This window comes from Stenotrophomonas sp. SbOxS2, from assembly GCF_013416715.1.
In the GTDB taxonomy this organism is placed as follows: Bacteria; Pseudomonadota; Gammaproteobacteria; order Xanthomonadales; family Xanthomonadaceae; genus Stenotrophomonas; species Stenotrophomonas lactitubi.
The window spans coordinates 349,293-371,695 of the sequence record NZ_JAAVXD010000002.1 but is presented as its reverse complement, the minus strand read 5'-3'; the positions used below and the strand labels follow the sequence as shown (position 1 = coordinate 371,695).

At 67.5% G+C, this 22,403-nt stretch carries 16 protein-coding genes; 11 read left to right on the top strand and 5 right to left on the bottom strand.

Annotation, left to right across the window (positions count from 1 at the left end; genetic code table 11):
* The first annotated feature begins 75 nt into the window (after positions 1-75).
* Complete coding sequence (locus HFK18_RS04790; RefSeq protein ID WP_343202948.1) at positions 76-1,926, top strand: sigma-54-dependent Fis family transcriptional regulator; 1,851 nt, start codon at positions 76-78, stop codon at positions 1,924-1,926.
* Between the two features lie 51 nt (positions 1,927-1,977).
* Here the strand turns inward: HFK18_RS04790 and eda are convergent, their stop codons facing one another.
* A complete protein-coding gene (gene eda / locus HFK18_RS04785) occupies positions 1,978-2,616 on the bottom strand; it encodes a bifunctional 4-hydroxy-2-oxoglutarate aldolase/2-dehydro-3-deoxy-phosphogluconate aldolase (protein WP_180164739.1) in 639 nt (212 codons plus the stop codon).
* A complete protein-coding gene (locus tag HFK18_RS04780) occupies positions 2,603-3,622 on the bottom strand; it encodes a sugar kinase (RefSeq protein ID WP_100554289.1) in 1,020 nt (339 codons plus the stop codon). The genes eda and HFK18_RS04780 overlap by 14 nt, the downstream gene beginning before the upstream one ends.
* 285 nt (positions 3,623-3,907) lie before the next feature.
* On the opposite strand from HFK18_RS04780, the gene HFK18_RS04775 reads away from it, so the two are divergent.
* Together HFK18_RS04775 and HFK18_RS04770 are read left to right on the top strand one after the other, a co-directional pair.
* Positions 3,908-6,670 carry a TonB-dependent receptor gene (locus HFK18_RS04775; RefSeq protein ID WP_180164737.1) on the top strand — a complete coding sequence of 921 codons (2,763 nt, stop codon included), beginning with the start codon at positions 3,908-3,910 and terminating at the stop codon, positions 6,668-6,670.
* A 136-nt stretch (positions 6,671-6,806) separates the two neighbouring features.
* On the top strand, positions 6,807-10,610 hold the full coding sequence (locus tag HFK18_RS04770) for a LamG-like jellyroll fold domain-containing protein (protein WP_180164735.1): 3,804 nt from the start codon (positions 6,807-6,809) through the stop codon (positions 10,608-10,610).
* A 92-nt stretch (positions 10,611-10,702) separates the two neighbouring features.
* Here the strand turns inward: HFK18_RS04770 and HFK18_RS04765 are convergent, their stop codons facing one another.
* Genes HFK18_RS04765 through HFK18_RS04755 form a run of 3 tightly spaced genes read right to left on the bottom strand, consistent with a single transcriptional unit; the run spans position 10,703 to position 13,944 of the window.
* Positions 10,703-11,290, bottom strand: a complete 588-nt coding sequence (locus HFK18_RS04765) for a cysteine dioxygenase family protein (protein ID WP_180164733.1) — start codon at positions 11,288-11,290, stop codon at positions 10,703-10,705.
* Between the two features lie 51 nt (positions 11,291-11,341).
* Entirely contained in the window at positions 11,342-12,964 is a 1,623-nt protein-coding gene (locus HFK18_RS04760) for a carboxylesterase family protein (RefSeq protein ID WP_180164731.1), read from the bottom strand.
* Positions 12,961-13,944, bottom strand: a complete 984-nt coding sequence (locus tag HFK18_RS04755) for an alpha/beta hydrolase (protein WP_180164729.1) — start codon at positions 13,942-13,944, stop codon at positions 12,961-12,963. The genes HFK18_RS04760 and HFK18_RS04755 overlap by 4 nt, the downstream gene beginning before the upstream one ends.
* A 175-nt stretch (positions 13,945-14,119) precedes the next feature.
* Between HFK18_RS04755 and HFK18_RS04750 the strand changes: the two genes are divergently transcribed.
* The 8 genes from HFK18_RS04750 to kduD all read left to right on the top strand — a co-directional run bounded on the left by HFK18_RS04750 (position 14,120) and on the right by kduD (position 22,376).
* Positions 14,120-14,929: a 2-keto-4-pentenoate hydratase gene (locus HFK18_RS04750; protein WP_180164859.1), complete on the top strand. Its 810-nt coding sequence runs from the start codon at positions 14,120-14,122 to the stop codon at positions 14,927-14,929.
* A gap of 39 nt (positions 14,930-14,968) precedes the next feature.
* Entirely contained in the window at positions 14,969-15,973 is a 1,005-nt protein-coding gene (locus HFK18_RS04745) for a TRAP transporter substrate-binding protein (RefSeq protein ID WP_180164727.1), read from the top strand.
* Between the two features lie 10 nt (positions 15,974-15,983).
* Positions 15,984-16,514, top strand: a complete 531-nt coding sequence (locus HFK18_RS04740; protein WP_180164725.1) for a TRAP transporter small permease — start codon at positions 15,984-15,986, stop codon at positions 16,512-16,514.
* A 3-nt stretch (positions 16,515-16,517) separates the two neighbouring features.
* The gene (locus HFK18_RS04735; protein ID WP_099819446.1) at positions 16,518-17,801 is read left to right on the top strand and encodes a TRAP transporter large permease; all 1,284 of its coding nucleotides are present in this window, start codon (positions 16,518-16,520) and stop codon (positions 17,799-17,801) included.
* 17 nt (positions 17,802-17,818) lie between these two features.
* A complete protein-coding gene (locus tag HFK18_RS04730) occupies positions 17,819-19,408 on the top strand; it encodes a family 43 glycosylhydrolase (RefSeq protein WP_180164723.1) in 1,590 nt (529 codons plus the stop codon).
* A gap of 38 nt (positions 19,409-19,446) precedes the next feature.
* Entirely contained in the window at positions 19,447-20,505 is a 1,059-nt protein-coding gene (locus tag HFK18_RS04725; RefSeq protein WP_089241853.1) for a LacI family DNA-binding transcriptional regulator, read from the top strand.
* A 186-nt stretch (positions 20,506-20,691) separates the two neighbouring features.
* Entirely contained in the window at positions 20,692-21,540 is an 849-nt protein-coding gene (kduI, locus tag HFK18_RS04720; RefSeq protein ID WP_089241851.1) for a 5-dehydro-4-deoxy-D-glucuronate isomerase, read from the top strand.
* Between the two features lie 80 nt (positions 21,541-21,620).
* Positions 21,621-22,376 (top strand): 2-dehydro-3-deoxy-D-gluconate 5-dehydrogenase KduD, encoded by a 756-nt coding sequence (gene kduD / locus HFK18_RS04715; RefSeq protein ID WP_180164721.1) that lies wholly within the window; start codon positions 21,621-21,623, stop codon positions 22,374-22,376.
* Positions 22,377-22,403 lie beyond the last annotated feature (27 nt).

Sequence of the window (22,403 nt, the reverse complement as noted above, 5' to 3'; positions counted from 1 at the left end):
GCCGACGCGGGGTGTGCTGTTAATCGGGACAGGTCCCGCAACAACTGTCGCAATGTGCGACACAGGAGGCTGTCGGTGTCCCCGCTTGCTCCCGATCCCCGCCTGGGCAGTGCCCGGCGCAGTTTCTTCGAGCGCGGCGCTGCTCCCGTCGGCGCGGTGCCCGAGGCGATCCTGCATTCCTGGCAACGCTGCCAGCGGCATGGCCTGCTGGTGGATGCGCAGCCGGCCGCCGAACCACTGACCGACCACCGCCTGCGCGAACTGCGCCAGCGCCGCGAGCGCCTGTGGCGACAGGCGCGCCCGGAGCTGGATGGACTGGCGGCGGAAATGACCCACAGCGGCAGCATCGTGCTGCTGACCGATGAAGACGGCTGGATTCTTGACGCCGAAGGCAGCACCGGTTTCCTCGACAAGGCCGGTCGTGTTGCGCTGATGCCGGGCATGCGTTGGGACGAAGGCACGGTCGGCACCAACGCGATCGGCACCGCGCTGGTGGACGGACGCGCGCTGCAGGTGCGTGGCGGTGAACACTACTTCGCCCCGCACGGCATCCTCACCTGTTCGGCGGTGCCGATCCTCGATCCCTACGGGCAGTGCCTGGGTGTGCTCGATGTTTCGGGCGACGCGCGGCTGCCACACGTGCACGCGCTGGCGCTGGTGCGGCAGGCGGTAGCGCAGATCGAGCACCGCGGTTTCGCCGACGGCCTGGCCGACTGCGAGCTGCTGCGCCTGCATCATCAACCCGCGCTGCTCGGCAGTGTGCGCGAGGGTTTGCTCGGCTTCCGCGGCGGTCGCCTGGTCGCAGCCAATCGTGCCGGGCTGGCGCTGTTCGGGCTCGATCGGCAGGACATCGGCCGCACGCCCTATGAGGCGCTGTTTGAACAACCGCTGTCGCGGCTGGCCGATGACGGCGTGCTGCTTGATCGCCAGGGACGTCGTCTGTATGGCGTGCGCGAAGCACGCGCGTCGCGACGCAGTGTGGCCACGCCGGTGGCGACCGCGCAGGCGCCGGCCCATGCGCAGGGTCCACTGTTCGATGCCGTGCAGCAACAGCAACTGGCCACCGCCGGGCGTGTGCTGCAGGCCGGGTTGCCGGTGCTGCTGCAGGGCGAGACCGGCACCGGCAAGGAAGTCTTCGCGCGCGAACTGCACGCACGCAGCACGCGTGCCGGTAAGCCCTTCGTCGCGGTGAACTGCGCGGCGTTGCCGGAAGGCCTGATCGAAGCAGAACTGTTCGGCTACGAGGACGGTGCCTTCACCGGTGCGCGCCGCCAGGGCAGCCCGGGCCTGCTGCGGCAGGCCGAGGGCGGTACGTTGTTCCTCGATGAGATCGGCGACATGCCGCTGGCGCTGCAACCGCGTCTGCTGCGCGTGCTGCAGGAACGCGAGCTGTCACCGCTGGGCGGTGGCAAGCCGGTGAAACTGGATTTCGCGCTGGTCTGCGCCAGTCACTGCGAACTGCCGCAGGCGGTGGACGCAGGCCGCTTCCGTGCGGATCTGTATTACCGCATCGCCGACCACGTGGTGACCCTGGCAGCGCTGCGGCAACATCCCGATCGCGGTGCCGTGGTGGATGCGCTGTGGCAGCAGCTGGGACACGGCCATGTGTTGTCTGCGCAGACGCGGGCGGCACTGGTGGCCCATGCCTGGCCCGGCAACCTGCGCCAGCTGAGCGCCTGCCTGCGCACGCTGGCCGCCCTGGCTGAGCCGGGTCAAGCGGTGGATCCGCAGCTGCTGCCGGCGGACGTACGTGCTGGCACGACGGCCGCGCCAGCACTGCCTGCCAGCGGTGCGCTGGAGGAGATCGCCGAGGCGGCCATGCGCCAGGCGCTGGCTGATTGCCAGGGCAACGTCAGCGCGGCGGCCAAGCGGCTGGGGATCAATCGCAGCACCCTGTACCGGCGGCTGGGTGCGCGAAGTGGTTGAGGGAATCCGGTAGCGCCGGGTCTGTGCCCTGCTCCACCAGCGGCCGAACGGTCAGCTGGCCAGCACCGCGGCCTCGCGCGCCAGGCGCTCGACACTGTCCCAGTCGCGGGTCTGCATCAGCGCGGCGGTGGTCAGCCAGGAGCCGCCCACGCACAGCACGTTGGGCAGGTGCAGGAACTGGCTGGCGGTCTGCGCGCTGATACCGCCGGTCGGGCAGAAGCGCACATCAGCGAACGGGCCGTGCCACGCCGACAGCATCGCGGCCCCCCCGGCCTGCACGGCGGGGAAGAACTTGAAGGTATCCAGGCCATGCTCCAGGCCGACGATCAGCTCCGAGCCGGTAGCCACGCCCGGCAGGTAGGGCAGATCGGCATCGCGCGCGGCGGCGTACAGCCGTGGCGTCGCCCCGGGTGATACCGCGAAGCGGCCGCCGGCTTCCTTCACGGCCTGCATCTGCGCGGCATCGAGCACGGTACCGGCACCGATCACCGCATCCGGCACCGCTTCGACCATGGCCTTGATGGCCTCCAGCGCACGCGGCGTGCGCAGGGTCACCTCGATCACCGGCAGGCCACCACGGAACAGCGCATGCGCGACCTGCACCGCATCGTCGATGTCATCGGGGGTGAACACCGGAATCACCGGTGCCAGTTTCAGTACCGCACGAACGCGTGGATCAGCGCCGGACATCGAATCGCTCCTCGCCCATCAGGGCCAACACATCAGCTTCGCTGACGGGATTGAAATCGCCGGGAATGGAGTGCTTCAGGCCCCCGGCGGCCAGGCCGAAGCGCACGGTGGCGTCGGCATCGAAGGCGGACAGGATGCCATGCAGGATGCCTGCCGCGAAGGCATCACCGCCGCCGATGCGATCGACGATGCCCTGCAGCTGGCGCACCGGTGCCTGCGCACGGGTGCCATCGCGGCCCAGCAGCAGCGCGCCCAGCGCATGGTGGTCCACGCTCAGCGTCTGCCGCTGGGTGCAGGCCAGCCACTGCAGCTGCGGGAATGCGTCGAATGCCGCTGCGGCTGCCGCTTCCACCCGCGCGACCACGTCGGCCTGTTCGAAGCGCTGGCCGAGGATGACTTCGATATCGCGGTAATCGGCAAAGACGATGTCGGCCTGCGCGAACAGTTCGTGCAGGATCGCCTGCGCATCGCCGCCCCAACGTTGCCACAGCTTCGGCCGGAAGTTGCCATCGAAGGACACACGCACGCCCAGCGCACGGGCGGCGCGCGCTGCAGCCAGCGTGGCCTGGGCCACGTCCGGGCCCAGCGCCGGGCTGACCCCGGACAGGTGGAGCCACTGCGCGCCCTGCAGCAGCGCCGGCCAGTCGTAGTCGGCGGCAGTGCTGTTGGCGAATGCGGAATCGGCACGGTCGTAGACTACTTCACTGGCCCGCTGCACCGCGCCGGTGGTCAGGAAATACAGGCCCATGCGGCCCTCGGCATCTTCGCGCACGCCGCGCGTATCGACGCCATGCCGGCGCAGTTCGGCCAGCGCATGCGCGCCGAGCGCGTTGCCGGCGACGGTGCTGACCATGGCCACGTCATGTCCAAAGCGGGACAGCGAGACAGCCACGTTCGCCTCGGCGCCGCCGACGTGCACCTGCAGCTGCGGCGACTGCAGCAGCAGCTCGCGACCGGGCGCACCCAGGCGCAGCAGCAATTCCCCGAAACACACGATACGACCCATTTCTGCTCCTTCACGCGTGCCGCCAGCATGTGACACTGGGCGGCGTGGTTGTGGACCACGCGTGGGGCGTGGAATTGGCTAGCGGTGTCATTTCAATCCCGCCCGGCCTTGCCCTAAGCCTACCAAACTGTTGGAAGCATTGTCCTGCAAGCGTCTTGGAGACATTTCAGATCTGTTGCGGTGCAAGATGCCGGATCGGGAACGTGCTGTTAACGTCCGGCCTGACCAGCGGTGTCATCACGCTGAAACAGCCGCGATACCAGACCTTTGGGAGAGGGGAAAGGCATGCATTCTCGGAACCATGAAAAAAAGACACCGGTTACCTTGCTCGCGTTGGCCGTAGCACTGGCCCTGGCAGGCAACGCCGGCGCGCAGCAGCAGAGCGCCAACCCGAACGCCACCGACCTGGATACGGTCACCGTCACCGGCTACCGCGCCAGCGTGGAAAAGGCGCTGGACATCAAGCGCGGCGAAGCCGGCGTGGTCGATGCCATCGTTGCCGAGGACATCGGCAAGTTCCCCGACCTGAACCTGGCCGAGTCACTGCAGCGCATCCCCGGCGTGGTCATCACCCGTGAGGCCGGCGAAGGCCGCAACATCTCGGTGCGTGGCCTCGGCCCGGAATTCACCCGCGTGCGCATCAACGGCATGGAAGCGCTGACCACGGTCGGCGCCGGTGACCAGAGCGGCGGCACCAACCGCGGCCGTGGTTTCGACTTCAACGTGTTCGCCTCGGACCTGTTCTCGCAGCTGCTGGTGCGCAAGACCGCCTCGGCCGATGTAGAGGAAGGCTCGCTGGGCGCCACCGTCGATCTGCGCACCGCGCGTCCGTTCGACTACGACGGCTTCACCTTCGCCGCCAGTGGCCAGGCCAGCTACAACGCGATGGCCGAGAAGGCCGACCCGCGCATCGCCGCGCTGGTCTCCAACACTTTCGCCGATGGCACCTTCGGCGCCTTGTTGTCGGTTGCCTATTCCGAGCGCCAGGCGCTGGAGGAAGGTTCCAACACCGGTCGCTGGGCCAACGGCCCGAGCAACGGCAATTTCGCCGCGTCCTCGCCGTTCGCCGCCGCGCGTGGCGCCAACGTGTTCCATCCGCGCTTCCCGCGCTATGTGCAGATGGAACACGAACAGAAGCGGCTGGGCGTAACCGGTTCGCTGCAGTGGAAGCCGAACGACGCCACCGAGATCTCGCTGGATGCGCTGTACTCGAAGATCGATGCCACGCGCGACGAGCACTACATCGAAGCGATTTCCTTCAGCCGCGGCGCCAATGCGAGCGCACGCCTGTCGGGCAAGCCGACCACCATCGTCAAGAATGGCGAGATCCGCGACAACGCACTGCTCTACGGCGAATTCGACAACGTCGATATCCGCACGGAGAACCGCCACGACGAGTGGAGCACCGAGTTCAAGCAGATCGCGCTGAACGGCCAGCACCGCTTCGGCGATGACTTCACCCTGTCCGGCAAGCTCGGCATCTCGCGCTCCAAGCACGAGAACCCGGTGCAGACCACCGTCATCATGGACAAGTACGACGTCAAGGGTTACAGCTACGACTACCGTGGCAACAGCCGTGCGCCGGTGCTCAACTACGGCATCGACCCGACCAATCCCAACGGCTGGGAACTGGCCGAGATCCGCCTGCGTCCGCAGTACGTGGACAACGACTTCGACACCGGCCAGATCGACTTCAACTGGAACATCAGCCCGGGCTTCCGCCTGAAGGGCGGCGTGCTGGCCAAGGACTACACGTTCAAGACCGTCGAACTGCGCCGCGCCAGCGAACTGGCCGTGCCCAACTTTGCCGGCGGCAGCAAGATCGTGCCGGCGGACCTGACCGAGCAGGCCGGACTGAAAGGCATCAGCGGCAGTCCGTCGAACTGGGTCGTGCCGGACCTGGATGCGATCGCCGAACAGCTGGACATCTACAGCAACAGCGGCACCTTCGCCGTTGCCCCGCGCGCCAACAACGTGCGCAGCGTTGAAGAGAAGGACCGTGGCGCCTACCTGATGGGTGAGTTCTCCACCGAACTCGGTTCGCTGCCGCTGTCGGGCAACTTCGGCGTGCGCTACGTGCGCACCAAGCAGTCGTCCACCGGGCAGTCGACGCTGGCCAACGGCACCGTCGAAACCACGGTCAGCCGCACCTACGACGACACCCTGCCCTCGTTCAACCTGGTGGCTGAGGTCACCCCGGACTTCCTGATCCGGCTGGGTGCGGCCAAGGTGATGAGCCGTCCGGGGCTGGGCAGCCTGACGCCGGGCGCGACGGTGGCGGTGGCCGGTGGCGCACGCACCATTTCCAGTGGCAACCCGGTACTGGATCCGATCCGTGCGACCAATGTCGACCTCGGCTTCGAGTGGTACTTCGCCGAAGGCGCGATGGCCGGCATCGGCCTGTTCTACAAGGACATCGAGAGCTTCGTGCAGACCACCCGCGAAGTGCGCCCGTACAGCGACAGCGGCCTGCCGGCTTCGCTGCTGGTCGGCACCGGCGCCTCGGCCACCGATGACTTCACCTACAGCAAGCCGGTCAACACCCCCGGCGGCGAACTGCACGGCGTGGAGGCCAACTACACCCAGCCCTTCACCTTCCTGCCGGGCAAGTGGGCGAACCTGGGCGTGCAGTTGAACTACACCTGGGTGGAATCGAAGATCCAGTACATCAACGCGGCCGGGCAGCCGGTGATGAAGACCGACCTGACCGGCCTGTCGAAGTCATCGTGGAACGCCACGCTGTTCTATGAAGGCGAGAAGTTCGCCGGGCGCATCTCGGCCACCAACCGCGATGACTACCTGACCCAGGCACCGGGCCAGGAGACCGGCTTCAACCTCGATGGCTACCACGGCATGACCGGTACCACGGTGTTCGATGCGTCCATCCGCTACAAGATCAGCGACAAGCTGGAACTGAGCCTGGAAGGCATCAACCTGACCAACGAAGCGTCCGACGAGTGGGTGTACTCGCCGCTGACCGGTCGCCTGCCGCTGCAGTACACCGAGACCGGCCGCCAGTACCTGCTGGGGCTGCGCTACAAGTTCTGAGCAACGCCGACGGCGTGCCACCCGGCACGCCGTCGTTCGCCACGACCGCTGCTGCGCCGCAAGGTGCCGTCGCGGCGTGGCCTTGCTACGGTCCGGCGGCCCTTGCCGGCCGTCGCCCGTTGAAAGGAAACGCCTGATGCCGCACCGCTCGACCCTGTCCCGCTGCCTGTTGCTGGCGGTGGCCCTGGCTGCCGGCCCCGCGATGGCCGCCACCGATGCACCCACGCTGCTGTTCCACGTCGATGCCGGCAAGGGTCTTGAGGCGGTGGTGGCGCAGGGTGAGGCGGTGCCGAACTTCCGCGACAAGGTCGACATCGTCGACGACGGAGCGCGCGGCAAGGCAATCCAATGGCAGGACGACGGTGTGCTGGCCTGGGATGCGCCCGGCAACATCCTTGCCCAGCGCGGCACCCTCGCCTTCGACTGGCGCGCGCGCTATGCGGTGGGCGAAGCACCGTTCGTGATCTTCCGCGTCGGCTATGCCGACCACAGCAGCTGGGACATGGCCTGGCTGCGCATCGACTGGAACGGGCACGGCTTCGATGCGTTCGTCACCGATGCCAACCTCGCCCGCACGCGCGTGTCGTTCCGCATGGACACGCCGCCACGCGCGGACCAATGGCTGCACCTGGCCTTCGCCTGGGATGAAGACCAGGGCGTGCGCCTGTTCGTCGATGGTCGCGAAGTGGCGCGTGTGCAGGCCAGCGGTGACTACGACGCAGCGCTGGACCAGCTCGGCCTGGCCGGACGGGTGATGGCGCCCTACCAGGTGCAGAGCCGCTACAACTTCCTGCGCGGCAGTGATTTCCAGCACATCCGCGTGTACGACCGCATGCTTGATGCTGCGGCCGTCAGTGCGCTCGCGCGTGGCAAGGCCGTCACCAGCGCCGTTGCCGGCGCCAGCGATGATCGCGCCTGGCGCCATCGCTTCGGCTGGGACGGCGCACCGCCACCGGCATTGAGCGCCGCCGGCACGCGCATCCGCAAGATCGAGTTTGCCGATGCCCGTGATCTGAAGGCATGGATGTGGAAGGCCACCGACGGCATCGCCGAAACCACCTGGCCGGGTGTCTACAACCGCTCGCGGCTGCCCGGGCGCAACGACTACTTCCAGTTGCCGGACTGGAACACCTATGTGGAAGGCGGCCAGCACCTGGACCTGACCGTGCCGGCGGGCGAGACCGTCAACCGCGTGGAGATCCGCGGTGCGGCGTTCGGCGCGCTGGCCCATGGCCGCGATGCGGCGCACGCCACGCAGGTGCTGGCAACGCGTCCCCAAGGCGTGGTGCGCAGCGTCGACGACATTCCGGCACAGACCGGGGGCGTGCTGCGTTTCAGCAACGTTGAACAGGAAACGCCGATCCAGGAAATCTGGGCGTATGACGTGCGCGAAGGCGCCGAGCCCGATGGCACGGTCAAGCAGACCTATGTCATCGACAGCCAGGCGCTGCCCGACTACACCAACCTGGACACGCTGCGCCGTTACATCGACGGCCGCTATCCGCTGGCCGAACGCAGCACGGTGATGGCGCTGCCGAAGGGCGCAGGCTCGCGGCGCCGCAGCGCCGACACGCTGCCGGCCCAGCCGAAGCCGATCGTGCACGTGCTGATTCCCTCCGGCGTGGGTGATGCGCCGGCCAACCAGCCGTTGATCCGCAGCTGGGCCTACAGCTGGGAAAACATGCATGACGGGCTGGACGGCGTGGCCATCGACATCCCCGCGCTGGACCTGCCGGCCACGCACGATGGGCTGATCCCGCTGAACATCCGCATCAAGGATCCGATCTGGCCGGCGCGCGACATGATCGATGTTTCGGTCTCGGTGCAGCCCGGGCAGAAGCGCACGTTGTGGCTGGACCTGCGCGACCGCATCCTGACGCCCGACAGCCTGTGGCTGAGCATCGCCTCGGCTGCGCCCGGCTTCGACGCCAAGGCACTCGACGGTACGCAGGTGCGGCTGGTGTTCAAGCCACGCGCCGAGGCGATCAAGGAGCACGTGGCCGACCGCTTCAACCAGGTGCGCGACAACTGGGGCTTCCTGGTGGAGGAACACACCACCTCCAAGCGCCAGCGCCTTTACGCGCGCGTATACGCGGACCTGAGCGATCTGCTGCGGGTCGACCCGGACCACGAGCTGGGCCGGTTGTATTGGAACTACATCAGCTACAACAGCCAGGGGCGACCGCCGTACACCGCGCCGGAGGTGCCCAAGGGGGTACCGGCGTGGGCGTTCCACCAGGTGCAGGATCTGTCCCAGGTGCGGCAGTTCGTCGACTGGTGGATCGATCAGCGGCAGGTGGCCTACGGCGATTTCGGTGGTGGCATCTCCGACGATTCCGACCTGACCCAGCAATGGCCGGGGCTGGCCCTGATGGGCGTGCAGCCGGACCGCCTGAATGCCTCGCTGACCGCATTGTCAGACGCGGTGTACCGCAATGGCATGTTCAGCAATGGCCTCAGCACCATCGAGACCGACGAGCTGCATGCCTACGAGGAAGGCATCAACACCAACAGCGCGATGCTCTACCTCAACTGGGGCGATCCGCTGACCCTGGAACGATTGATGGAAACGGTGAAGGCGTTCGACGAGCGCATCATCCTGCGCAATCCGCAGGGTCATCTGCTGTTCTCCAGCAACTGGTTCGGTGGCAACAAGGTCTACCGCGAACCGAACTGGCAGTGGCAGAAGCCGTACTCGTTCCCGGTGCTGCATCCGGCGTTCCTGCTGGGCCAGTACAACGCTGACCCGACCGGGCGCCGGCTGGTGATCGGCCTGGCGGATGGCTATCTGGCCCACGCCGGCAGCGACGACAAGGGCCGCTTCACCCTGCCCAACGAGATCAACTGGGCGACCGGCAAGACCCGTGGCGGCGAACTCAACAACGGTTCCGGCAGCGGCGACACCATGCACACGTTCTGGGCGGCATGGCGCTGGACCGGCGATGCGAAGTACCTGCAGGCCCTCGACTACCGCGTGCAACGCGGCGGGCCCGGCGCGCTGGCCAACCTCGGCGAGAACTACGTGGAAGCGCTGGGCCGGCATCAGGACTGGTACCCGCTGCTGACCGCCGAGGCCGATGCCGGAAAGACCGGCTTCGCCAGCCTGGTGGCCTGGCAGGCCAGCGGCGATCGCAAGTACATGGACGCACTGCATGCCGATGGCCTGCAGGCCAAGGTGCAACGTGCGTACATGAACACCGAGGGCCATTGGTGGTCCGACCGGGTGGAAGCGCCGAGCGAGTTCCTGCAGCGTGCACGGCTGGGTGGCATCGCCCTGAAGCGCAACCAGAGTTGGCCCGGGCACACCGTCAGCTGGCGCTTCGATCGCGAGGGTGCCGCCGAACAGGTGGCGCTGCTGGTGCATGCGCCCTCGCGCGAGCACTTCACGGTCACCAGCCATAACCTCGGTTCGCGCGTGATCGCCGCTGACATGACCGGTTGGAACGTGGCCAGCGGGTCCTGGCGCGTGCGCAGTGGCGTGGATGGCGACGGCGATGGCCGCATCGACGGTACGCCGCGCGAGCGCGTGGTGCAGCTGGAAACGAGTGCTTCGGTACCGATGCAGTTCCAACCTGGCCGCACCGAAGTATTCGAGTTCGAGCGTGTGTCCGCGGGGACGCCGGTGGAAACGCGTCCGGATCTGGGCGTGGGCCGTGGTGATGTGCGGATGGACGGGCGTCAGGTACACGTGACCGTGCACGGCCTTGGCCATGTGGCCAGCGGCGTGGGCGTGGCGGTGCTGGAAGATGCGCGGGGCCGCGAGATCGCGCGCAGCGAAGTGCCGGCGATGGCTGCACCGACTGACCTGTTGCCGAAGACGACGGTGGTGTCGTTGCCGTTGCCGGCGGGTGATCGCAGTGGCCTGCGCGTGCGTGTTGCACTGGCCGACGGCGGAGAGGAAGTCACGCGGCTCAACAATGTGGTGGATGTGCCGCGATGAATTCCGCGTTCCGCCGGGCATGGCCCGGCGCTACCGATGAATCGGTTGCCCACAAGCCCTGGTAGCGCCGGGCCATGCCCGGCGGAACGCTATCAGGATGCCTCGGTCTCCATCACCTTCACCCGGCGCTGGTACCAGCCGTCATCCAGCGGATCGAACACCGCGCTGCGCTCCATCACGCCCTGGTAGACGTGGACGGATACGGCTATATCCTCGTCGCTGGCGTTGCGCAGCGTGTGGTACTCGTGCGGCGGAATCAGGCTGCCGGCGCTGCCGCGGTGCCCGTACAGCGTGTCCTGCGCGGCGAAGCGGTGACGCTCGCCACGCTGTTCCAGCAGCGCATACGGGGTCACGATCAACTCGCCCTGCCAGACCCCCTCCACGCACCACATCGCATCGTGGTCGTGCAGTGGCGTGCCCTGCCCCGGGCCCCAGCACATCGCAATGACGCTGTAGCCCAGCGTAGGACTGCGGTGCAGTTCACGGCGCGCGTAATGGCCATCCACCGGACGGCGTACACAGGGCGGCAGCTCGATCAGCGGATCGATGATGGCCTCACGCAGCACCCGCTGCAGCGCATCGATGATCGCCTTCGGATCGACCAGGCAGACAGCGCCGTCGATCCCTGCAATCAAGCGCTCGCGGCCGGTAAACGGCGGTGGCGTGAACATCGCTTCCATGAACCGACTCTAGCCGAGGCGGGTTAACAGAATGTTTGCATCGCGGTGTCATCACTGCGTGCCGCGCTGCACGAAGGGCACTTTTGCATAGAGCGCACGCTCTCCCGCGCGTGGATCGTCAACCATGCGGCTGTGCCGATCGAACAGCATCGTCTGCCGGTGTGGCAGTGAATACGGGGCCCATTGCGACAGTCCTGCGTGATTCGGATCACCAGAACGCGCAAACGCAATCAGGGCATCGCTCATCGTCGCCGCCAGTGCAATGGCGGCGTCACCACCGCCGGTGCGGGCACCGGGCAGGCCGGCGTTGTCGAACACCAGCGGGATATCGAGCGTGTGGAACGCGCGCAGACGTCCCTCTTCCACCGGTGACGGCCAATCGAGCTGGTAGGCCCAGGTCGGTGCGGCACCCGATGCCTGCCGGGCGCGTGCCTCCAGTTCTTCCACTGCTCCACGCCAGGAACGACCGGCCGTAGTGGCGGCGAAGAACACCTCTGACGGCGTGTAGTGCGGATACAGGCGTCGATATTCTGCGATCACCACCGAAGGTAAAAGATCGACGAACTGCTGCTTCTCCAGCTGCGCCGGCAGACTCTCCCAGGTCAGGCTGAAGTTGGCCGGGTCGTTGCCAAGAAACGCGCGCGTCTCATCGCGGGTGTTGCCGATCACCATCGGAATCGACGCGGACTGCGCCGGTGCCTGTGGCCAGAACGGATGCACCGGCAGCACCACCTCATCCAGCACCGGGCCGAAATACAGCGCGCTGCTTTCCACCCGCGAAGGATCGCGTGCGCGGGTGGCGGCCAGCAGGTCGGCCGTCGGCAGGCGCAGCAGTGCCTGCAGGTCGCGCGCGCCCACGGCGTCCATTGCAATCGAAGCGCGTTGCGCCGCCGCACGCGGGCCGGCCGCGGTGACCTGCTGCCCGCTCATCGTCCACGCGCGCTGGAACAGCCCCTTCGCTGCGGGCATCGCCATCAGCGTGGCGATCTTGGCGCCGCCACCGGACTGCCCGAACACGGTGATGTTGCCGGCATCGCCGCCGAACACCGCTGCGTGCTCACGCACCCATTGCAGGGCCTGCACCAGGTCGAGCTGGCCGACGTTGCCGGAGGCCGCATAACGCGGGTCGCCCAGCGCGCCCAGGTACAGGTAGCCGAAGGTGTTCAGGCGGTGATTGACGGTGACCATCACCACGCCGCCGCGCCGGCACAGCGCGCTGCCGTCGTACAGCGGGTCGCTGCCCGAACCGTTGTTGAAGCCGCCGCCATGCAGGTACACCAGGATCGGCCGCTTGCCGCCGTCGCCGAGCGCTGGCGTCCATACGTTGAGGAACAGGCAATCTTCGCTGCCCGGACCATCCGCCCCCGTCTGGGGTGCAGAGGCGGCGTATTCCAGGGCGTCGGCGATGCCTCGCCAACCTGTCTCGCGGCGTGGTGGCTGGAAACGGTAGGCGGAGGTGTCCGCGCCATAGCGCAGGCCACGGAACATGTGCACGCCGTGCTCGCGCTGGCCACGCACGCGGCCGCCACGCAGGCGTGCCACCACCTGTGTGTCAGCACGTGGTCCAGGCAGTGCGGATGCAGGAAGCGCTGCGAGGGTGGCCGTGGCCAGCGCCCAGCGTGCACTGTCGCGCAGGAAACGACGGCGCTGCAGGTCGGTCGTCCCTGCGTTCAAGGTGCGGCCTCCGTCGCCTGCAGCCAGCGTTGTGCCAGCAGCGGCCACACGGCCAGCGTTGAATCAGGCGGCATGCGCATGCCGAAGCCATGGCCGCCGTGGGCGAACAGATGCAGTTCGTGCTCGACGCCCGCCTTGGCCAGCGCCTGCGCCATCACCTCGCTGTTGTGCACGCTGACCACGCGGTCGTCGTTGGCGTGGATCAGCAGCGTCGGCGGCATGTCCGCGCGTACGTGCTGCTGCATCGAATACTGCGCAGCCAGCGCCGCATCGGCCTGCTCGCCCAGCAGGCGTCCGCGGGAGCCGCTGTGTGCATGCGCGCCCATGTCGATCACTGGATACACCAGCACCGCGCGGGCGGGACGCGCGCTGAGGCGATCGATGGCATCGCGCGGTGGGTAGACCGGCGCATCGAAACCGGTGGCCAGCCGTGCGGCGACGTGGCCACCGGCGGAGAAGCCCATCACCGACACGCTGTCGACATCCAGCCTGCGCCGCGCGGCCTGGTCGCGCACCACGCGCAGTGCGCGCTGCGCATCGGCCAGCGCCGCCTGGCGGTCGCGGCCGGCCTGCGGCAGGCGGTAGCGCAGCACGAACAGGGTATAGCCGGCACGCTCCACCCACGCCGGCACCAGCGCGCTGTCCTCCTTGTCGATCACCACGCGCTGGTAGCCGCCACCGGGAATCACCAGCAGCGCGCGGCCGTTGCCGTGGGCGGGTGTATGCACCAGCAGGTAGGGCGCATCGACCTGGTCGACGAAGCGATCAGGGTGGGCCGGATCATCGCTGCGCTCGACCACGCGCGCCGGCCGCGCAGTGCCCATTTCACCGGGCACCTGGCCGGCTGGCCACAGGGGTATCTGTTCACCAGCCAGCTCCTTGCCCAGCCGCTCGCCCGCGCGCAGCGGCGCATCGACGGCGGACGCAGGGATGGCCAGCAGCAGGCCGGTCAGCAACAACAGCACACGGGAAAAACGCATGGTGGGCAGGGCTCCAGCGGGGAGGCAACAGAGTGGCCGAGGTCACCGACAAGCGCTCGTGATGCGCTGCGGCTTGCACGATGACACCGGTTTACCATATACACCTCCTGCAGACGCTGTCGATGGGCAGTGCAACAACGCCAGAGGGAGACCGTTCTTGAGCAACGAACACGGCATACATGGGCAGACGCCGCCGCCGGACGATGCGGCCGCGATCGCCCACGCCTTCACCACCGCGCGCCGCGCCGGCCAGGCCCTGCCCGGCTTCCCGGGCCTTGTCCCGCCTGACCTGGTGGCTGCCTACCAGGTGCAGGATCTGGCCATCGCCAGCTGGGATGATCACGTGGTCGGCTGGAAGGTCGGCTACATCGCCGCCGAGCGCCGCGATGCATCCGGCGACGACCGTCTGCTGGGCCCGGTTTTCTCGCGTCAGCTGAAAAATGCTACCGGTGGAACAGTGGATATCCCGGTGTTCGTCGGCGGCTTCGGCGCGGTCGAGGCGGAGTACGTGCTGGAGCTGTTGGAGGACGCTCCAGCCGCGCAGCTGCACTGGTCACCCGAGCAGGCTGAAGCGCTGCCGGCGCGCCTGTACATCGGCGTGGAGGTGGCCAGCAGCCCGCTGGCGACGATCAACGAGCTCGGCCCGCGCGTGGTGGTGTCCGACTTCGGCAACAACAACGGACTGGTGCTGGGGCCGGAGATCGCCGACTGGACTGCCCGCGACGAGACCGACCTGCGCGCCGAAACCCTGATCGAAGGCGAGGTGGTCGGCACCGGCGGAGCGACCCGCCTGCCCGGTGGCCTGCGCGCGGCGTACGCGTTCGCGCTGTCCCGTTCGGCACTGCGCGGCCGGCCGTTGCGGCGCGGCGACCTGATCGCCACCGGCAACGCCACCGGCATCCATGACATCACCGCGGGACAGACGGCGCTGGTGCGGTTTGCCGGCATCGGCGAGATTGCCTGCAGGGCCGTGCCGGCCGGGTAACCGCCGCACGATCCGGTGAACACGCGCGGGAGGGCGCAGATGATCACACGACGACACTTCCTGGCCGGTGGCGCTGCTGCGCTGGCCACCCCGATGCTCGCGGCCTGTGGCCGCGGGCCCGCCGATACCATCGACGGTGGCCAGCTGCTGACCGCCACTGATGTGCATGTGGCCGACTACCCCACCGTGACCGCGGTGAAGTGGATCGGCGAAACGCTGCAGCGTGAAAGCAACGGTCGCCTGCGCCTGCGGCAATACCATTCCGGCCAGCTCGGTCGCGAATCGGAAGCGATCGACATGGCCCGTTTCGGTGCCATCGACATCACCCGCGTGTATGCCGGTGCGCTGAACAACGCATTCCCGCTGACCCAGGCACTGTGCCTGCCGTATGTGTTCGAGTCGGTGGCGCACCAGCGCGCCGCACTCGATGGCGGCATCGCCGAGGCGGTGCTGCGGGGTTTCGAGAGCCGCGACCTGGTCGGCCTGGCGATCTATGATTCCGGCGCGCGCTGCTTCTACAACACCAAGCATCCCATCGTGCAGCCCGGTGATCTGCACGGGCTGAAACTGCGCGTGGCGTCCTCGGACATCTTCATCCAGCTGATGCGCCTGCTCGGCGCCAACCCGACGCCGATGTCGCTGGGCGATACGTTCTCCGGCATGGAGACGCACATGATCGACGGTGCCGAGAACAACATGCGCAGCTTCCATTCCAGCCGCCACTTCGAGGCGGCGCATTACTGGTCGCAGAGCGATCACTCGTATGCGCCGGACGTGCTGCTGATGTCGCGCGCCAGCTTCGAGCGCCTGCAGCCCACTGACCGCCAGCTGTTGCTGGAGACCGCACGCGCCTCGGTGAAGGTGATGCGCGCGCAGTGGGATGCCTCCGAAGATGCCGCGCGCCGCGCGGTGCTGGCCTCTGGCGTGAAAGCCAACGAGGTGGACCTTCCCGCGTTTCGGGCCGCCGCCCAGCCGCTGCTGCAGCAGTACCTGCAGCAACCCGAGCTGGCCGCGCTGGTCGCCCGCATCCGCGCTGCCGCCTGAGGACACTGCCATGACCGAGACGACGATTGCCGCCGCCGGCCCCGGCCAGCGCCTGCTGGACCGCATCGCCGACATCGCCATCTACATCGCCGTGGCTGCGCTGCTGGGCCTGGTGGTGGTGCAGGGCTGGCAGGTGTTCGCCCGCTACGTGATCAACGATTCGCCCAGCTGGACCGAGCCGGTGACCCTGCTGCTGCTGGCCACGGCGATGAGCCTGGGCGCGGCCTGCGGCGTGCATACCAACCGCCACTTCGGCTTCTTCCTGCTGCACGCCTACATGGGTGCCGGCCTGCGCCGGGCGGTGGATGTGTTCACCCAACTGGTGGTGGCCGTGCTGGGTGGCTTCATCGCGTTCTGGTCGGCCGACCTGCTGCTGGATGGCATGGACATCAAGACCGCCGGCGCCAATCTGCCGCAGAGCATCAACTACCTGCCGCTGGCCGTGGGCGGTGCGCTGATGCTGTTGTTCGCACTGAACCGTGCATGGAAGGCGCTGCAGGCCACGGCCGCCGACGCCGCCGACGCTGAAGGAGATCGTTGATCCATGGGCATCACCATCCTGTTCGCTGTTTTCGCCGCACTGCTGCTGCTGGGCGTTCCGGTGGCCTACGCGCTGGCCGCCGCCGCGCTGGCTACCCTGCTCTACCTGGACATCCCCAGCATCGTGCTGGTCCAGCAGATCTCCGCCGGCACCGGTTCGGCCTCGCTGATCGCCATTCCACTGTTCATCTTCGCTGGCGAGATCATGATGCGCGGCGGCATCTCCGAACGCCTGATCGCCCTGGCGTCATCGCTGGTGGGGCGCATGCGTGGCGGCCTGGGCCAGGTGTCGATCCTGTCCTCGCTGTTCTTCGGCGGCGTGTCCGGCTCGGCCATCGCCGATGTCTCGGCCGTGGGTGGCACGATGATTCCGCAGATGGTCAAGCGCGGCTACGACCGCGATTTCGCGGTGAACGTCAGCATCACCGCCGCGCTGGTGGCGCTGCTGGTGCCGCCGTCGCACAACCTGATCCTGTTCTCGGCCGCTGCCGGTGGTGGCCTGTCGATCGCCGATCTGTTCGCCGCAGGCATCGTGCCGGCGCTGCTGATGACCCTGGCATTGATGATCACCGGCTATGTGGTCGCGCGTCGCCGTGGTTATGGCGTGGAAGTGTTCCCGGGCTGGCGCGCAGTACTGCTGCGCATCGTCTCCGCCCTGCCCGGTCTCGGCCTGGTGGCGCTGATCTTCGTCGGTATCCGCGCCGGCATCTTTACCGCGGTGGAGAGCGCGGCCATCGCCGTGGTCTACGCCCTGCTGGTCACCACCGTGCTGTACCGGCAGCTGCGCTGGCGCGAGTTCTTCGACACCGTGATCCATGCCGCGCGCAGCACCGGCGTGATCCTGTTCGTGATCGCCACTGCGGCGGTGTTCGGCTGGCTGCTGGCCTACCTGCAGGTGCCTGCGGCGGCGGTGGACTTCCTGCAGTCGTTCGCGCACAGCCAGTTCATGGTGCTGCTGATGATCGTGGTGATGCTGTTGCTGCTGGGCACCTTCATGGACCTGGCACCGATGATCCTGATCTGCACGCCGATCTTCCTGCCGGTGGCCAAGGCCTATGGCATCGATCCGATCCACTTCGGCCTGGTGCTGGTGCTGACCGGCGGCCTCGGCCTGGTCACCCCGCCGGTAGGCTCGGTGCTGTTCATCGGCACCGCCATCGGCAAGATCAGCGTCGGCCAGAGCATGCGCACCATCTGGCCGTTCTGGTTCGCCGCGCTGGGCGTGCTGCTGATCGTCACCTTCTTCCCGTCGCTGTCGCTGTGGCTGCCCGCCGCGCTGCGCGCCTGATGAGCGGAGGCGCTCCCATGACACACACCCTGCACCGCGCTGCTGCAACTGCCGTGCTCGGCCTGCTGCTGGCTGCGCTGCCTGCACTGGCTGCCGATCCCGCGCCCGCGCAGTGGAAGCGCGGCATCGAGCAGCAGCGCCAGGCTGACCTTGGCAACGGCACCTTCCTCAACCCGGTGCTGGCTGGTGACAGGCCCGATCCGTCGGTGCTGAAGGACGGCGAGGACTACTACCTCACCCTGTCTTCGTTCGACGCCTACCCCGGCCTGCCGATCTGGCACTCGCGCGACCTGGTCAACTGGCAGCCGCTCGGCCATGCGATCACGCAGAACGTTGGGGCGATCTGGGCACCGGACATCGTCAAGCACCAGGGCCGCTACTTCATCTACTTCCCGGCGCGCACCGGTGAGCGCCGCAGCAACTTCGTGGTCTGGGCCGATGACATCAAGGGCCCGTGGAGTGCGCCGATCGACATCGGCCTGGGCGGCTACATCGACCCCGGCCACGCGGTTGGCGAGGACGGCAAGCGCTACCTGTTCCTCAGCGGCGGCGACTATGTGCAGCTGGCCGATGATGGCCTGAGCGTGGTGGGTACGCCGAAGCACGTGTACGACGGCTGGCGCTACCCGGAAAGCTGGGACGTGGAGGCGTACGCGCAGGAAGGGCCGAAGATCCACTTCCGCGATGGCTGGTACTACATGACCACCGCGGTGGGCGGCACCGCCGGCCCACCGACCGGGCACATGGTGATCACCGCGCGCTCGCGCTCGATCCACGGCCCGTGGGTGAACGCGCCGAACAACCCGATCATGCGCACGCAGTCGGCCGCTGAACCGTGGTGGTCGCGCGGGCACGCCACGGTGATCGAAGGCACCGATGGACGCTGGTGGATGATGTACCACGGCTACGAGAACGGCTTCTGGACGCTGGGCCGGCAGGCCCTGCTGGAACCTATCGAGTGGACCGCCGATGGCTGGTTCGTGGCCAAAGGCGGGGACCTCGGGCAGCCGCTGCGCAAGCCCTCGGGCAGCGCGCTGACGCCGCACGGGATGGCCCTGTCCGATGATTTCAACGGCCGAACGCTCGGCCCGCAGTGGGCGTTCTTCAACCCGGCGGTGGATGAATACCGGCGCCTGCGCTTCAGCGGCGACGGCCTGGTGCTGCAGGGCAAGGGCAGCACGCCGCGCGATGCCTCGCCACTGACCACCATCGCCGGCGACCCGGCGTACCAGTTCGAGGTGGAGATGGAGATCGCCCCCGGCGCGGTCGGCGGTGCCCTGCTGTTCTACAGCGACCGCCTGTACGTGGGCGTGGGCAGCAATGGCGAGCAGTTCGTCATGCACCGCTACGGCGAGGAGCGCCCCACCCGGCTGGCGGCCAGTGCCAAGGGCGGCCGGCTCTGGCTGCGGGTGACCAACAACCGCCACATCGTCACCATCCACTCCAGCGCCGATGGCCAGCGCTGGCAGAAGTATCCGGTTCAGATGGAAGTGTCCGGTTACCATCACAATGTGGCCGGCAAGTTCCTGGCACTGAAACCGGCGCTGTATGCGGCCGGCAACGGTGCGGTAACCTTCCGCAGCTTCCGCTATCGCGCGCTGGACTGAGCGCGCGCTGGAATCCCCAGGCTTATCGGGTTCACTACATGTCAGTGCGCAACAAGAACGATGCCGCTACGCCGGCATTGGCAAAGGGCAAGGCAGCCACGATCAATGACATCGCGCGACTGTCGGGTGTATCCAAGAAAACGGTTTCAAGGATCATCAACAACTCGCCGCTGGTGCGCAAGGACACGCGCGACAAGGTGGAAGCATTGATGCGCGAGGTCGGTTACACCCCCGACCCGCTGGCCCGTGGCCTGGCCTTCCGCCGCTCGTTCCTGATCGGCATGGTCTACGACAACCCCACCGCGCAGTACATCGTGGACATGCAGTACGGCGCGCTGGATGCGCTGCGCGGCTCCAGCTTCGAGCTGGTGGTGCACCCCTGCGACAGCCGCAGCCCGGGTTACATCGACGGCGTGCGCCGCTTCGCCCAGCAGCAGAAGCTGCATGGGGTGATCCTGGTGCCGCGTGCGTCCGAAGACCAGGCGCTGGCGGACATGCTGGACGAGATCGGCTGCCGCTTCACCCGCGTGGCGGCGCTGCCGCTGGATGAAACCTCGCAGATGGTGGTCACCCACGACCGCGATGGTGCTGCCGAAGCGGCCGACTACCTGCTTTCGCTTGGCCACCGCGATATCGCCCTGGTGACCGGCCCGAGTGCCTACCGCTCGGCGCACGAACGCACCGCCGGCTTCATCGAGGCGCTGTCGCAGCGTGGCATCGAGCTGCCGAAGGATCGCATCATCGAGGCCGGCTACACCTTCGAATCCGGTGTGGCCGCCGCCGAGAAACTGCTGCTGGGCAAGCGCCGGCCGACCGCGATCTTCACCGGCAACGATGAAATGGCCGCCGGTGTCTACAAGGTCGCGCTGCGCGCCGGTATCAACATTCCGCGCCAGCTGTCGATCGTCGGCTACGACGACAGCCCGCTGGCCTCGCGCCTGTGGCCGTCGCTGACCTCGGTACGCCGGCATACCCGCGACACCGGCCGCACCGCCGCGGCGATGCTGATCCAGCCCGATGGCCAGCCTGCGCTGCAGATCGCCAGCGTGCGTCCGCACCTGATCGTGCGCGATTCCTGCCAACCGCCGGAGGACTGATTCAGAAGGAATCAGTCCTGTAGGTCGCCAGCTTGCTTGCGACACCTTTCAAGCCGTCCCACCCCGCCGAAGCCGCCTGACCGGTATCGTGCGGCGCAAAATGACACCGGTTTCCTGTCTGGCTAGAATCGACCGTGAACCGTGCCGGGGCCGAACCATCGGCCCGCCCCCTGCTCTGGAGAAGCCATGTACTGCAAGACCCATTACGCCACCCATCCCGATGCCATCAAGGGCGCCAGCAACGATCAGCTGCGCGAGCTGTACCTGCTCGATGGCCTGTTCAACGCCGATGCGGTGACCCTGAAGTACACCCACTACGAGCGCTTCGTGCTGGGCGGCGCCGCGCCGGTCAACGGCCCGCTGGCCCTGCCCGCGCAGACCGAACCGGCCTCCGCCGCCGGCCATCCGTTCCTGGAGCGCCGAGAGCTGGGCATCATCAACGTCGGCAGCGGCACCGGTACGGTCACCGTCGATGGCACCGTGTACACGCTGGGGCCGAAGGATGGCCTGTACGTGGCGATGGGCAGCAAGGACGTCGTCTTCGCTTCGCAGGATGCCGCCAACCCGGCGCAGTTCTACCTGGCCTCGACCCCGGCCCATGCGCGCTTTGAAACCAAGCAGCTGTCGATCAAGGACGCGGTTGCACTCGATCGCGGCGCGCTGGAAACCAGCAACGAGCGCACCATCTACCAGTACATCGTGCCGGCCACCTGCCAGTCCTCGCAGCTGCTGCTGGGCCTGACCGTGCTCAAGCCGGGCAGCGTGTGGAACACCATGCCGCCGCACCTGCACGACCGCCGCAGCGAGGTCTATTTCTACTTCGACCTGGGCGACAGCGACCGCGTCTACCACTTCATGGGCGAGCCGGACGCACAGCGCCACATCGTCATCCAGAACAACGAAGCGGTGGTGTCGCCGCCGTGGTCGATCCACATGGGTGCCGGCACCAGCAACTACGCCTTCATCTGGGCGATGGGTGGCGAGAACCTGGATTACACCGACATGCACGTGCTGGACATCTGCCAGCTCAAGTAAGCACTGACAGGCCACCGCGCACGCTGTGCGGTGGTCGCTTGCCTGCATCACGCACGCCTCTACCAAGGAACGCATACGCAATGACCAATCCCTTCAGCCTGGAAGGAAAAGTCGCTCTGGTAACCGGTGGCAATACCGGCCTGGGCCAGGGTATCGCGGTGGCACTGGCTGCCGCCGGCGCCGATGTCGCGGTGGCCGGCATCGCCCCGCCCACTGAAACCATCGAGAAGATCACCGCGCTGGGCCGCCGCTGCCTGGCCATCGAAGCCAACCTGATCAGCATCGAGCCGGTCGAGCGCGTGGTGCGCGAAACCATCGAAGGCCTCGGCAGGCTGGACATCCTGGTCAACAACGCCGGCCTGATCCGTCGCGCCGATGCGGTGGATTTCAGCGAGCAGGACTGGGACGACGTGATGAACGTCAACATCAAGTCCGCCTTCTTCATCTCGCAGGCTGCCGGCCGCCATTTCATCGCCCAGGGCAGCGGCAAGATCATCAACATCGCCTCGATGCTGTCGTTCCAGGGCGGCGTCCGCGTGCCGTCGTACACCGCCAGCAAGAGCGGCATCGCTGGCATCACCCGCTTGCTGGCCAACGAATGGGCCGGCAAGGGCGTGAACATCAACGCGATCGCGCCGGGCTACATGGCTACCGACAACACCGCCGCGCTGCGCGCCGATGCAGACCGCAACAAGGCGATCCTCGAGCGCATTCCGGCCGGCCGCTGGGGCAACCCGGAAGATCTGGCGGGAGCGGCGGTGTTCCTGGCTTCGTCGGCGTCGGACTACGTCAACGGCGCAGTGCTGCCGGTCGATGGTGGCTGGCTGGCGCGCTGACGCGCACGGATCTGTAGAGCCGAGCCC

Coding starts and splice junctions, on each gene's coding strand:
- HFK18_RS04755 (WP_180164729.1), bottom strand. CDS start 13,944: ATGCGTTTTTCCCGTGTGCTGTTGTTGCTGACCGGCCTGCTGCTGGCC.
- HFK18_RS04765 (WP_180164733.1), bottom strand. CDS start 11,290: ATGGAAGCGATGTTCACGCCACCGCCGTTTACCGGCCGCGAGCGCTTG.
- HFK18_RS04775 (WP_180164737.1), top strand. CDS start 3,908: ATGCATTCTCGGAACCATGAAAAAAAGACACCGGTTACCTTGCTCGCG.
- kduD (WP_180164721.1), top strand. CDS start 21,621: ATGACCAATCCCTTCAGCCTGGAAGGAAAAGTCGCTCTGGTAACCGGT.
- HFK18_RS04735 (WP_099819446.1), top strand. CDS start 16,518: ATGGGCATCACCATCCTGTTCGCTGTTTTCGCCGCACTGCTGCTGCTG.
- HFK18_RS04780 (WP_100554289.1), bottom strand. CDS start 3,622: ATGGGTCGTATCGTGTGTTTCGGGGAATTGCTGCTGCGCCTGGGTGCG.
- HFK18_RS04770 (WP_180164735.1), top strand. CDS start 6,807: ATGCCGCACCGCTCGACCCTGTCCCGCTGCCTGTTGCTGGCGGTGGCC.
- eda (WP_180164739.1), bottom strand. CDS start 2,616: ATGTCCGGCGCTGATCCACGCGTTCGTGCGGTACTGAAACTGGCACCG.
- HFK18_RS04740 (WP_180164725.1), top strand. CDS start 15,984: ATGACCGAGACGACGATTGCCGCCGCCGGCCCCGGCCAGCGCCTGCTG.
- HFK18_RS04730 (WP_180164723.1), top strand. CDS start 17,819: ATGACACACACCCTGCACCGCGCTGCTGCAACTGCCGTGCTCGGCCTG.
- kduI (WP_089241851.1), top strand. CDS start 20,692: ATGTACTGCAAGACCCATTACGCCACCCATCCCGATGCCATCAAGGGC.
- HFK18_RS04725 (WP_089241853.1), top strand. CDS start 19,447: ATGTCAGTGCGCAACAAGAACGATGCCGCTACGCCGGCATTGGCAAAG.
- HFK18_RS04745 (WP_180164727.1), top strand. CDS start 14,969: ATGATCACACGACGACACTTCCTGGCCGGTGGCGCTGCTGCGCTGGCC.